The sequence below is a fragment of the Mesorhizobium sp. ES1-3 genome, from assembly GCF_020164795.1.
Taxonomy (GTDB): domain Bacteria; phylum Pseudomonadota; class Alphaproteobacteria; order Rhizobiales; family Rhizobiaceae; genus Mesorhizobium.
This window is the reverse complement of record NZ_JAIUGW010000003.1, coordinates 37857-50031: the sequence shown is the minus strand read 5'-3', so window position 1 is coordinate 50031 and position 12175 is coordinate 37857. Positions and strand designations below refer to the sequence as shown.

General features: G+C 62.4%; 15 protein-coding genes. 6 read left to right on the top strand and 9 right to left on the bottom strand.

Going from position 1 to position 12175, the window contains the following annotated elements; genetic code table 11:
- Positions 1-34 precede the first annotated feature (34 nt).
- Genes hmgA through LB536_RS05435 form a run of 4 tightly spaced genes read left to right on the top strand, consistent with a single transcriptional unit; the run spans position 35 to position 3816 of the window.
- On the top strand, positions 35-1348 hold the full coding sequence (gene hmgA / locus LB536_RS05450) for a homogentisate 1,2-dioxygenase (protein WP_224590396.1): 1314 nt from the start codon (positions 35-37) through the stop codon (positions 1346-1348).
- An 11-nt stretch (positions 1349-1359) separates the two neighbouring features.
- Positions 1360-2247: an MBL fold metallo-hydrolase gene (locus LB536_RS05445; RefSeq protein ID WP_224590624.1), complete on the top strand. Its 888-nt coding sequence runs from the start codon at positions 1360-1362 to the stop codon at positions 2245-2247.
- On the top strand, positions 2244-3257 hold the full coding sequence (locus LB536_RS05440; protein WP_224590395.1) for a fumarylacetoacetate hydrolase family protein: 1014 nt from the start codon (positions 2244-2246) through the stop codon (positions 3255-3257). The genes LB536_RS05445 and LB536_RS05440 overlap by 4 nt, the downstream gene beginning before the upstream one ends.
- A 22-nt stretch (positions 3258-3279) precedes the next feature.
- Entirely contained in the window at positions 3280-3816 is a 537-nt protein-coding gene (locus LB536_RS05435; RefSeq protein WP_224590394.1) for a DinB family protein, read from the top strand.
- 18 nt (positions 3817-3834) lie between these two features.
- Here LB536_RS05435 and LB536_RS05430 read toward each other — a convergent pair whose 3' ends face one another.
- From LB536_RS05430 to hppD, 3 genes are all read right to left on the bottom strand, one after another.
- Positions 3835-4212: a type II toxin-antitoxin system VapC family toxin gene (locus tag LB536_RS05430; RefSeq protein WP_224590393.1), complete on the bottom strand. Its 378-nt coding sequence runs from the start codon at positions 4210-4212 to the stop codon at positions 3835-3837.
- On the bottom strand, positions 4209-4433 hold the full coding sequence (locus tag LB536_RS05425; protein ID WP_023780515.1) for a type II toxin-antitoxin system Phd/YefM family antitoxin: 225 nt from the start codon (positions 4431-4433) through the stop codon (positions 4209-4211). The genes LB536_RS05430 and LB536_RS05425 overlap by 4 nt, the downstream gene beginning before the upstream one ends.
- A gap of 61 nt (positions 4434-4494) precedes the next feature.
- On the bottom strand, positions 4495-5607 hold the full coding sequence (gene hppD / locus LB536_RS05420; protein WP_224590392.1) for a 4-hydroxyphenylpyruvate dioxygenase: 1113 nt from the start codon (positions 5605-5607) through the stop codon (positions 4495-4497).
- Between the two features lie 137 nt (positions 5608-5744).
- Between hppD and LB536_RS05415 the strand changes: the two genes are divergently transcribed.
- Positions 5745-6212 carry an Lrp/AsnC family transcriptional regulator gene (locus tag LB536_RS05415; protein WP_140755596.1) on the top strand — a complete coding sequence of 156 codons (468 nt, stop codon included), beginning with the start codon at positions 5745-5747 and terminating at the stop codon, positions 6210-6212.
- Here LB536_RS05415 and LB536_RS05410 read toward each other — a convergent pair.
- The 4 genes from LB536_RS05410 to aztA form a co-directional block, all read right to left on the bottom strand.
- Positions 6209-6547, bottom strand: coding sequence for a TIGR01244 family sulfur transferase (locus tag LB536_RS05410; protein WP_224590391.1), 339 nt, complete (start codon positions 6545-6547; stop codon positions 6209-6211). The genes LB536_RS05415 and LB536_RS05410 overlap by 4 nt on opposite strands.
- A gap of 151 nt (positions 6548-6698) precedes the next feature.
- Positions 6699-7640 (bottom strand): zinc ABC transporter substrate-binding protein AztC, encoded by a 942-nt coding sequence (gene aztC / locus LB536_RS05405; protein WP_224590390.1) that lies wholly within the window; start codon positions 7638-7640, stop codon positions 6699-6701.
- A gap of 27 nt (positions 7641-7667) precedes the next feature.
- A complete protein-coding gene (gene aztB / locus LB536_RS05400) occupies positions 7668-8543 on the bottom strand; it encodes a zinc ABC transporter permease AztB (protein WP_140755593.1) in 876 nt (291 codons plus the stop codon).
- On the bottom strand, positions 8543-9364 hold the full coding sequence (gene aztA, locus LB536_RS05395) for a zinc ABC transporter ATP-binding protein AztA (RefSeq protein ID WP_224590389.1): 822 nt from the start codon (positions 9362-9364) through the stop codon (positions 8543-8545). The genes aztB and aztA overlap by 1 nt, the downstream gene beginning before the upstream one ends.
- 229 nt (positions 9365-9593) lie before the next feature.
- Between aztA and LB536_RS05390 the strand changes: the two genes are divergently transcribed.
- Complete coding sequence (locus LB536_RS05390) at positions 9594-9938, top strand: RidA family protein (protein WP_224566651.1); 345 nt, start codon at positions 9594-9596, stop codon at positions 9936-9938.
- Positions 9939-9986: 48 nt separating this feature from the next.
- On the opposite strand, the gene hutC is transcribed toward LB536_RS05390, so the two are convergent.
- Both hutC and LB536_RS05380 read right to left on the bottom strand, forming a co-directional pair.
- Positions 9987-10733, bottom strand: a complete 747-nt coding sequence (hutC, locus tag LB536_RS05385) for a histidine utilization repressor (protein ID WP_411966532.1) — start codon at positions 10731-10733, stop codon at positions 9987-9989.
- A 5-nt stretch (positions 10734-10738) separates the two neighbouring features.
- A complete protein-coding gene (locus LB536_RS05380) occupies positions 10739-12094 on the bottom strand; it encodes a formimidoylglutamate deiminase (protein WP_224590388.1) in 1356 nt (451 codons plus the stop codon).
- Positions 12095-12175 lie beyond the last annotated feature (81 nt).

The following is a 12175-nucleotide window of genomic DNA, read 5'->3' as shown; positions in this document are numbered from 1 at the left end:
GTTTGGTCAATTGGCTCTATTCCGGGAGGAAGCGATGACCTTTTCCTACATGCCGGGCTTCGGCAACGACTTTGAAACTGAGACGCTGCCAGGTTCCTTGCCGCAGGGACGGAACTCGCCACAGCGGCCGGCCTACGGCCTCTATGCCGAACAGCTTTCCGGTTCGCCTTTCACCGCGCCGCGCGGCACCAATGAGCGCTCTTGGCTCTATCGCATCCGGCCAAGCGTCAAGCACACGGGCCGGTTCAAGGCCGCGAGCTACCTCCTGTGGAAGTCCGCGCCCAATGTCGGCGATCACGAGCTGGCGCTTGGCCAGTACCGCTGGAATCCGGTGCCGATGCCGAAGGAGCCGACCGATTTCATCCAGGGTATGCGCACCATCACCACAGCCGGCGACGTGCTTGGGCAGACCGGCATGGCAGCCAATGTCTATGCCGCCAACACATCGATGGTCGACGACCATTTCTTCAATGCCGACGGCGAATTGCTTGTTGTACCGCAGGTCGGCGCTTTGCGCTTGGTCACCGAGATGGGCGTCATCGAGCTTCGGCCCGGTGAAATCGCCGTTCTGCCGCGCGGCCTCGTCTTCAAGGTCGAACTGGTAGACAAGGAAGTGCGCGGCTATGTCTGCGAGAATTATGGCGCCAAGCTGACGCTACCGGACCGCGGCCCGATAGGCGCCAATTGCCTGGCCAATCCGCGCGACTTCAAGACGCCCTGCGCCTGGTTCGAGGAGAAGGAAACGCCCTGCCGGCTGATCGTGAAATGGTGCGGCAATTTCCATATCACCGAGATCGAGCATTCGCCGCTCGACGTGGTGGCGTGGCACGGCAACTACGCGCCTTACAAATATGATCTGGCGACCTTTTCGCCGGTCGGCGCGCTGCTGTTCGACCATCCGGATCCGTCGATCTTCACCGTGCTGACAGCGCCGAGCGGCGAGGAGGGCACGGCCAATATCGACTTCGTCATCTTCCCGCCGCGCTGGCTGGTGGCCGAAGATACGTTTCGGCCGCCTTGGTACCACCGCAACATCATGAGCGAGTTCATGGGGCTGATCCATGGCCAGTACGACGCCAAGGAAGAAGGCTTCGTGCCCGGCGGCATCAGCCTGCACAATTTGATGCTGGCCCATGGGCCGGATGCGCCTGGCTTCGAAAAGGCCTCGCGCGCGGACCTGAAACCGGTCAAGCTCGACAACACCATGGCCTTCATGTTCGAGACCCGCTTTCCGCAGATGCTGACCCGTTACGGCGCCGAACTCGAGACCCGGCAGGACAATTACATCGATTGCTGGGCCGGCCTGAAGAAACGCTTCAATGGCACGCCCGAGGGCGACTGGTCTTGAGCGGCAAGCTAATGCCGGATCGGCTGGTGCTGCTGGGCTCGAAAGGCGGTCCGGCGCTGCGGCCGGGCGGACCGTGGCCGAGTTCGTCGCTGCTCGAGATCGGCGGGCGAGCGATCGTCGTCGACTGCGGGCTTGGCGTGACGCGCGGTCTGGTCGATGCCGGCGTCAGGCTGAAGGCGCTCGATCTGATCTTCATCACGCACCTCCATTCCGACCATGTGCTGGAGCTTGGACCGTTGATCCACACCGCCTGGACAGCTGGCCTGGCGACGCCGGTCACCGTGTTCGGCCCGCCTGGGGTCGGCCACTACTGGCGGCGCTTTTGTCAGGCGATGGAATTCGACATCGAGATCCGCATCGTCGATGAGGGCCGGCCCGATATTCGCGAGTTGGTTTCTGTCGACGAATTCGGTGAAGGCCATGTGGTCGAGCAGCGCGGCCTGAAGGTGACGGCGCTACGCGTCGACCATCCACCGGTGACCGACTGTTTTGCCCTGCGCTTCGAGCATAACGGAATCAGCGTGGTGTTCTCGGCCGATACAGCCTTCTTCCCGCCGCTGGCCGACTTCGCCGAAGGCGCTGATATCCTCGTCCATGAAGCCATGCTGGAAGAAGGCATCGAGCGGCTGGTTGCCAGGACCGGCAATGGCGCTCGGCTCAGGGAACATCTGCTCGCCAGCCACAGCTTTGCCGAGGAGGCCGGGCGCATCGCCAGCGATGCCGGCGTCAAGAGGCTGGTGCTCAATCACCTCATTCCAGCCGATGATGCCGGGATCGGCGAGGCGGACTGGATCGCCGCCGTCAGGAAAACATGGGCCGGCGACTTGACGATCGCCCGTGACGGCCTTGTTGTGGAACTAAGCAGCGAGAAAGCTGCACAAGGAGAGGGAACCACATGAAGCTTGCCACGCTGAAGGACGGAACGCGCGACGGAAAACTCGTCGTCGTTTCGCGCGACCTGACGCAGTACACCGACGCATCGTTCCTGGCGCGCACGCTGCAGGCGGCACTCGACGACTGGCGCAGGATCTCGCCGCATCTCGCGACGATCGCGGAATCGCTGGAGAACAAAGCGATGCCGGCGGCTCGCTTCCACGAGCACGACGCGCATTCGCCGCTGCCGCGCGCCTATCAATGGGCCGACGGATCGGCCTATGTGAACCATGTCGAACTGGTGCGAAAAGCGCGCGGCGTCGAGATGCCGGCGAGCTTCTGGACCGACCCGCTGATCTACCAGGGCGGCTCGGACTCCTTCGTTGCGCCGCGCGATCCGATCCGGATGGCGGATGAAGCCTTCGGCATCGACATGGAGGCCGAAATCGCCGTCATCGTCGACGATGTGCCGATGGGGTCCAGCCTCGATGAAGCGCGCGCCGCGATCCGGCTGGTCATGCTGGTCAACGATGTCACGCTACGCGCGCTCACGGGGTCGGAGTTGGCCAAGGGGTTCGGCTTCTTCCAGTCGAAACCGTCCTCGGCCTTCTCTCCGGTCGCGGTAACGCCGGATGAACTGGGCGACGCCTGGGATGGCGGCAAGGTCAGCCTGCCGCTGCTCGCCGACATCAACGGCAAGCCGTTCGGTCGCGCCAATGCCGGTATCGACATGACCTTCGATTTCCCGGCCCTGATCGCTCACGCCGCCCGCACAAGGCCGCTGGTATCGGGCACGATCATCGGCTCGGGTACGGTTTCCAACAAGCTCGACGGCGGCCCGGGCAAGCCGGTCTCGGCGGGGGGCGCCGGCTATTCCTGCATCGCCGAGCTGCGCATGATCGAGACGATTGTGTCAGGCGAACCAAAGACGCCGTTCCTGCGCTTCGGCGACACGGTACGCATCGAGATGAAGGACAAGGCCGGGCATTCGATCTTCGGCGCCATCGAGCAGAAGGTCGAGAAATACGAGAGATAGAGGCTAATACAGATTTTCGGCGATGAATCTTCTGGATCATCTGCGCCGCATGGCGGGGAACAATCTCTGGTCGAACGACCGGCTCTATCGCGCCGTGCTTGCGCTTAAGCCTGGTGAGTTCGAGGCCGAGCGCACCAGCTTTTTCCCGTCGATCAAGGCAACGCTCAACCATGTCCTCGCGGTGGATCAGCTCTATCTCGATTTTCTCGAAGAAGGCGGCGTCGGTGCCGCTGCCCATGATGATTTCGTGCCCTTCGATGCCGCGCCGGAGCTTTACATCGCCCAGCTTGCGGCGGACCGGCGGCTGACCGCCTTCTGCCAGCGCCTGTCGGAGACCGATCTCGATCGCCGCGTCATCACTGACCGGCGCGAGGACGGCATGATCCCGGAAAAGATCGGCGACATCCTGGCGCACGTCTTCCTGCACGACATCCATCATCGCGGCCAGGTGCATGCGATGCTCTCGGGCACCTCGGTCTCGCCGCCGCAGTTGGACGAGTTCCTGCTCGATTATGACGTCAAGGTTAGGCAGGAGGAGGTTGAGAGGCTTCGGTTGTGAGACCAACTGCTTGGCCAATCACGCAACAGCGACATCATAACGGGCAAAATGCGGGTCGGATGTAAGGATGGTCAGGTTTTCCACTTGTGCCTGCGCGATCAGCAATCTGTCGAACGGATCACCATGGTGGTGGGGTAGACCGCTGATGGCATTCGCATGCTGCAAGGTCACGACGAGCGGCTGAAATCGCATCCTTGGAAGCAGCGTCGGCAGATCGTCCGGCGCATTGAGTTTTCCGATCGATCGTTTGATGGCAATTTCCCAAACGCTTGCCGCGCTCGCAAACACCACCGCTTCCGAAGCCAAGATGGCGCGGTGGTGCTCGCTGAGACGTCGATCGTCCGAAATCGACCAGAGGATGATATGTGTGTCGGCGAGAAAGGGGCCGACCGTCATTTCACGTACTCGTCCCATTCGGGGCCGAGTTCGTCAAAATCGTCCGCAATCCAGATTTTCCCCTTCAATGCGCCGATACGCGGCAGAGGTTCGGCCACCGCCGGAGGTACAATCCGCGCCGCGACCTTGCCGTGGCGCGTAAGTACGATCTCCTCGCCTGCTTCCGCGCGGCTGACGAGCTCGGACAATTTGGCCTTGGCTTCGGCGATAGAAACATTCATGTGCTCGACCCTTTATGACTAGAATTTAGGTCATAATCGGTCGAGCCGCAAGAACTCCGGTCTATTCCGCAGCCTGAACCTTGATCACGCCGCGCTTGATCTGGTCCTGCTCGATCGATTCGAACAGCGCGCGGAAATTGCCTTCGCCGAAGCCTTCGTCGCCCTTGCGCTGGATGAACTCGAAGAAGATCGGCCCGATCACGGTCTTCGAAAAGATCTGCAGAAGGATCTTGGTCATGCCGCCATCGACCACGCCTTCGCCGTCGATCAGGATTCCGTGCTTCTTCATCCGCTCGATCGGCTCGTCATGGCCGTTCACGCGGTCATATGACATCTCGTAATAGGTCTCGGGCGGGCCGGGCATGAATTTCAGCCCATTCTCGGCGAGCTTGTCGGTGGCGGCGTAGATCTCGTCGGTGCCCACCGCGATGTGCTGGATGCCTTCGCCATTATACTTCTTCAGGTATTCGGCGATCTGGCTGGTCTCGTCCTTGGATTCGTTGAGCGGAATGCGGATCTTGCCGCAGGGCGAGGTGATGGCGCGGCTGACCAGGCCGGTGATCTTGCCGTCGATGTCGAAGAAATGGATCTGCTTGAAACCGAACAGATTGCGGTAGAAATCCCACCACTTGTCCATCTGGCCGCGATAGACATTGTGGGTCAGGTGGTCGAGGTAATAGAAGCCGACGCCCTGCGGCCGCGGGTCGCGTTCGCCCAGCCACTCGAACTCGGCGTCATAGGCCGAGCCTTTCTTGCCGTAGGCATCGATGAAATAGAGCAGCGAGCCGCCGATGCCCACAATGGCCGGCACGTCGAGGGCCTTGTCGTCGCCTTCATAAGGCGTGGCGCCCTTCGACACCGCATGCTCGAAGGCATGTTTGGCATCGACCACCCGCCAGGCCATCGAGGCGGCGCAAGGGCCGTGTTTGTCGGCGAACTTCATCGCGTGCGAGCCGGGCTCGGCATTGACGACGTAGTTGATGTCGCCCTGGCGCCAGACGGTGATGTTCTTGGTGCGATGCCTGGCCACCGCGACATAACCCATGCGGGTGAACAGTTCGGCCAGTTTCTTGGGCTCCGGATGCGCGAATTCCACGAACTCGAAACCATCGGTGCCGGCAGGATTGTCCCTGCTGATCGTGGCGGGCGGGGCGTCGTGCGGGAAGGGACCCATGATATTCCTCCGGAAGCTGCTTGGCCCCAAAGGGCCATCCGACGCCATGATAACGCGGAGCCGGTGCATGGTGCTTGCATTCAAACGCTTGAAATGATGATGTCATGCGCGAAGCATGCATGAAGCGAGAAAAAACCATGGATGACGCGCGTATCGATCAGTTTGATCGCAAGATAATGGCGCTTTTGCAGGGCGATGCGCGGCTCACCAACAACGATCTCTCCGAACGGGTGAACCTCTCGGCATCGCAATGCTCGCGCCGCCGCCAGCGACTGGAGGAGGATGGCTATATCAAGGGCTATCGCGCCGTGCTCGACCGCGACAGGCTCGGCTTCTCGCTGGTCAACGTCATTTCGGTGACGCTGGCCACCCACAATCGCGACAACGCCCGGCGCTTCGGCGAATTGGTGGCGCGGCTGCCGGAAGTGCAGGAGGCACACGCGCTGACCGGCGAGATGGATTATATTTTGAAGGTGGTGACGCCTGACCTCAAATCATTGTCCGAGTTCGTCAACGGCGTGCTCCTGCCGCACGAATCGGTACAGCATGTGAAGACGGCGATTGTGCTGGAAACTTTGAAGGAAACCGGCGCGCTGCCGATCTAGCCTTTCGACTGCTGGATTAGCCCATACAGGTTTGTGCAGCGCGCACCGGAGCGGCAATAGGCGAAGACTGGACCCTCGAGCTCATCCAACGCCTCGGCTTGGTCGTCGACATTCTCTCGCGTGATCTGGCCACTGATCACCGGGATGTAGCGGAAGGCGAGACCGGCGGCTTCGATCGTTGCCTTGAGCGTGTCCGCCGAAGGCTGGCCGGGCTGTTCATCGTCCGGCCGGTTGCAGATCACACTCTTGAAGCCGGCTTCCTTGATGGCGGCGACATCCTCGGGCTGGATCTGGCCCGAGACCGAATAGTCTTCGCTGATCTGGCGATATTCCATGGCTGATATCCTCGCAATCTGGTTTGGTGGAAAGTCTTGCCACTCCGGGAGAAGGGCGGCAATCCGCTTCGACGGAATTCTCTGCCAAATAGACATCGCGCGCCGGAAAATCCAACCGGGCCATATGGCCCGGCTGGACGGCAGATCAGATTCAGCTGCCGAGAATGGCGCCTTTGATCTGACGGATGTTGTTGTGCATCAGGTTGATATAGGTCGATCCTGGGCCGTCCGGCTGCGACAGCGCGTCCGAATAGAGCGTGCCGCCGATCTTGATGCCGGTCTCGCTGGCGATCTGCTCGATCAGGCGCGGGTTGGTAATGTTTTCGACGAAGATCGCCGCGGCCTTGTCCTGCTTCACCTGCTCGACCAGCTTGGCGACGTCGGCGGCCGACGGTTCGGAATCGGTCGAGATGCCTTGCGGAGCGAGGAAGGTCAGGCCGTATTCGTGTTCGAAATAGCCGAAGGCATCATGCGAGGTGATGACGACGCGCTTCGCCTCGGGGATCGACTGGATTGCCGCCTTCACTTCGCCATCCAGCGCATCGAGCTTCTTGGTGTAGGCGGCGGCATTGGTCTGATAGGCGACGCAGCCGTCGCTGTCGGCCGCGCAGAAGGCCTCGGCTATGTTCTTCACATAGATCTTGGCGTTGGCGATCGACTGGAAGGCGTGAGGGTCGGTGACTGTCTTGCCGCCGCCGGTGCCGGCGCCCTCGGCCGCGTCGGCGTCGGCGAATTCAGGCTTGAAATCGATCGGCGTCACGCCCTTGGTCAAGGTGATGATCGAGGCCTTGGTGGCGCTGGCATCGACCAGCCGCTGCAGGAAACCTTCGAAGTGCAGGCCGTTGACCAGAACGATGTCGGCCTTGGCCATGGCGACCGCGTCGGCAGGGCTCGGCTCGTAGACATGGGCGTCGCCATCGGGGCCAACGATGGTGATGATGTCGACACGGTCGCCGCCGACGTTTTTGGCGAAATCCGCGATGACGGTGAAGCTGGCGACCACTTTCAGCGGCGCCGCGAAGGCCGATGACGCCCCAAAGGCGGTTAATGTTATAACGCTCATCGCCAGGGCGGCACGGATCGATTTCAGCATAAGGGGTCTCCTTTTAGGGGCGGGGGATCAGGCCGTTCTGTGACGGTGATGGATGATGCGGGCGCGCAGAATGCCGCGCGTGCCGAACAGGATCGAGGCGAAATAGACGACGCCGGCCGACAGGATGATGGCTGGACCGGACGGCAGCGAGGCGTGGTAGGACAGGAGCAGTCCGGCGATGCAGGAGGCAAAACCGATCAGCACGGCCAGCACGCACATCGGCTCGACGCGCGCCGTCCAGAAGCGCGCGGCTGCCGCCGGCAGCATCATCAGTCCGACGGAAAGCAAAGTTCCGAGCGCCTGGAAGCCACCAACCAGATTGAGAACGACGAGGCCGAGGAAGATGAAATGCACCGGGCTGCCCATGCGGCTGACCGAACGCAGGAACAGCGGGTCGAGGCATTCCGCCACCAGCGCCCGCCAGAAGATGGCAAGGCTGACCAGCGTCACCGCGACGATGCCGCCGATCAGCGTCAAAGCCTCGTTGTTGAGCGCCAGCACCGTGCCGAACAGCACATGCATGAGATCGACGCTGGAGCCGCGGATCGACACCATCAGCACGCCGATGGCGAGCGAAATCAGGTAGAAGGCCGCCATCGACGCGTCCTCGCGCTGGATGGTGAAACGCGAGACGGCACCGGCGCCGAGCGCCACGATGATGCCGGCGATCAGCCCGCCTACGGTCATCGGCAGGATCTCCAGCCCGTAGAACAGGAAACCGGCGGCCGCACCCGGCAAGATGGCGTGCGCCATGGCGTCGCCCGACAGGCTCATGCGCCGCAGCATCAGGAAGACGCCGATAGGGCAGGCGCCGAGCGACAGCATCAGCGAGCCGAACAGCGCCCGCTGCATGAAACCGAAATCGGCGAAGGGGGCGATGAAGAGTCCGTAGAGCGCGTCCATCAGGCGGCCCTCGGTCCGGCGCCGTGGTGATGATCGTGGCCATGATGGTCGTGGCCATGATGATCGTGGTCATGGCCATGAGCGTGCTCGTCAGGCTCGCACCAGGGCGCGTTCTCTTCCCAGGCTTCGTGGAAGCGGCGCGCGCGCAGCAGGTTCTCCGGCTTCAGCGTCTCCCGGGTCTCGCCCCAGGCAACCGGCTGGCGGGCAAGCAGTAACGTTTCGGGAAAATTCTGGCGCACCAGATCGAGATCATGGACCACCACCATGATGGTGCGCTCTTCGCCGTGCCAGCGTTTGATCAAGGCAATGAGGTCGCCGACCGTCTTGGCGTCAACCGCGTTGAACGGCTCGTCGAGCAGGATCAGTTCGGCATCCTGCAGCAGCACGCGGGCAAACAGAGTGCGCTGCAACTGGCCACCGGAGAGGGTGTCGATAGGCCGCTTCTCGAAGCCGCCGAGGCCGACGGCCATCAAAGCCTGGCTGACGGCGTCGCGATCTTCCCTGGTGTAGCGGCCAAGCATGCCGCGCTTCGGCCACAGGCCGAGCGAGACCAGATCGACGACGCGGGCGGGAAAGGAGCGATCAAGTTCCGATTGCTGCGGCAGGTAAGCCGTCCGCACGCCCGGCGCGCGGATCACCTCTCCGGCCATCGGCTTCAGCACCCCGACAATACCCTTCATCAGCGTCGACTTGCCGGACCCATTGGCCCCAACCACGGCCGTCAGCGAGCCCTTGCGGATCGCGCCGTCGAGGTGATGGATCGCGGGATGGCTGTTGTAGCCCAGCGTCAGGTCACGGAATGTCAGGCAGGTCTGGGTCATATCGTTCCGTGGGAAGCCAAATGCGGCTAGGTGCGGCCGCTTGGATATGTGATGTTATTACATTAGTCAACAAGTCAATCCGGCGGAATTGCGACGCGGTGGTCAACTCGCCCTGTACGTGCCTGGCCCTGGATGGAGCGATTGGCTCAAGCGGTTTCGGTTCAGGCAGCCTTGCCCGAAGCGGATGGCGACTCTAAAGAGGCGCGACCACAACGGAAGGAACCTCGCAATGAGCATTCGTCGCATCGATGTTGGCCCGCGCATGAGCCAGATCGTCATCCACGGCAACACCGTCTATCTGGCCGGCCAGGTCGGCGAACCCGGCGGCAACGTCGCCTCGCAGACCCGTGATATTCTGGCCACCATCGACGAATTGCTGGCCAAGGCCGGCACCGACAAGACCAAGATCGTCCAGGCGATCATCTGGCTGGCCGACATGGGCACCTTCGCCGAGATGAATTCCGAATGGGACAAGTGGGCGCCGCAGGGCCACACGCCCGCCCGCGCCACCGGCGAAGCAAAGCTCGCCGGCCCTGAATATCTGGTCGAGATTATTATTACGGCCGCGATTTGAGGCGTTTCTACCTTCCCCTTGTGGGACCCACGAGGGGGAGGGTGAAAATCACCCCTGCGACGGCGTGAACCTTGCCACCAGCGTGTGACTTTCCGCCGGATAGATGAAGCGCACATGGGTGACCGGGTGCTCGGCGCTCCAGGTGCGGCGTTCGACCACCAGGCAGGGCGCGCCGGGATCGATGTCGAGCGCGTCGGCGATGGTATCATCAGCGCTCATGGCGCGTATCCGATGCTCGGCCTCGCTCCACGGCACGCGGCCGATCAGCCAGGGCCCGGCGGCGATTTCCAGAAACTCTTCGTCCCCGGCTTCCGAAACCGCCGACAGATTGATCAGGCGTTGTTCGAGCGCGAATGGCCGTTCGCCGGCAAAATGAAGGCCCTCGATCCATACCACCGAACCCGCGGCGGCCAGTCCGAGCAACGCCCTGTCTTCCACATTGCTGCGCCGCTTCAGGCGTTCCAGACGCTCGTAGCGGTAGGGCAGGCCGAGCGCCTCGACTTCGATCCTGATGTCGTGAAGTTCCAGCACGGCTGCCTGCGATTGCGGCTGGCGGACAAAACTGCCCGACCGGCGGCGGCGCTCGATCAAACCTGCCTTGGCCAACTGAGACAGGGCCTTGTTCACCGTCATGCGTGAGCATTTGTATTCGGCGGTCAGCTCATGTTCGAACGGGATACGGTGCCCGGGCGCCCAGGTGCCGGACAGGATTTTTTCGCGGATGTCGGAAAGGATGCGCTGATGCAGCGAGACTGTCTCGCTGTCGTCTGTCTCCGCCGGTTCGGCCATGCTCATCTGGGTCAACCCTCGGAAAGCGCGGTCATCACGCTGCGAAACCGTTCGGCGATAGCCTCGCGCCTGGCGTGCCTGCCGCGGCTGACCTGTTTCCTGCCATGCACCCAGACACAATCGACCTTGCTGCCGTTGGCGAAGATCCAGGCGTCGAGGATCGCATCGCCGGTCTTGCCCGCCAGCGAGGGATTGCCGGCGTCGAGCGAGACGAGATCGGCCGATGCACCAGGCGCGATTTGCGATGCGCCTGCGCCAAGCGCGACGCTACCGCCTTCGAGCGCCGCGTCGAACAGGGCGCGGCCGGTCGAGCCGCCGGCCACCGCAAGCACATTGCGGGCGCGGTGCGCGATGCGCTGCGAATATTCGAGCTGGCGCAATTCGTCGGGCAGGCCGATCAGCACGTTGGAATCGGAGCCGACGCCGAAGCGCCCGCCATGCTCCCTGAACAATGGCGCGGCAAAGGTGCCGTCGCCGAGATTGGCTTCCGTGATCGGGCAAAGGCCGGCGATGGCGCCGCTCCTGGCCATGCCAACCGTTTCGGCGTCGGTCATATGGGTGGCATGGATCAGGCACCAGCGCTGGTCGACATCGGCAGCCCCAAGCAGAAATTCGACCGGACGCGCGCCGGACCAGGCAAGGCAGTCTTCGACTTCTTTCACCTGCTCGGCGACATGGATGTGGATCGGCCCGTTTGGCGCCACGGCCGCAACCGCCGTGAGTTCCTCAGGCGTCGCGGCCCGCAAACTGTGCGGCGCGACGCCGACGACAGCTCGATTCAAAGAGCGAACAGTTTCCCGGCTTTTCTCAACAAGCCGGGCGAACCGGTTCACATCGTTGATGAATCGCCTTTGGCTTTCGTTAGGAGGCACGCCGCCGAAAGAGGAGTGCGCGTAAAACACCGGCAGCAGTGTCAGGCCGATCCCCGTTTCACCGGCGGCGGCAGCGATGCGCTCGGCCATTTCGGCTAGGTTGGCATAGGGTTTTCCGTCGCGGTCATGGTGCAGATAATGAAATTCGCCGACGCGGGAAAAACCGGCCTCCAGCATTTCGACATAGAGCTGCGCCGCCACCGCCTCGACCTGATCGGGAGTCATCGACAGCGCGAAGCGGTACATCACCTCGCGCCAGCTCCAGAAACTGTCGGCGGAGGGGCCGCGCAACTCGGCGAGCCCGGCCATGCCGCGCTGGAAGGCGTGGCTGTGCAGATTGGGCATGCCTGGCAGCAGAATGGAATGGCGTTCGTCACCGGGCGATGCGGCGGCTTCAGGCTCTACCGTTGCAATGCGCCCACTGGCGAAAGTGATCCGCACATTGTCGTGCCAGCCATTGGGAAGAAGCGCCTGTTCCGCAAAGATTTCGGTCACTTTTCTCTCCGCTTCCCGGTCTCGTATGCGATGATGGCACTTGCAGTGCGTTTCAATATGTATATACATAATTACCGCCAA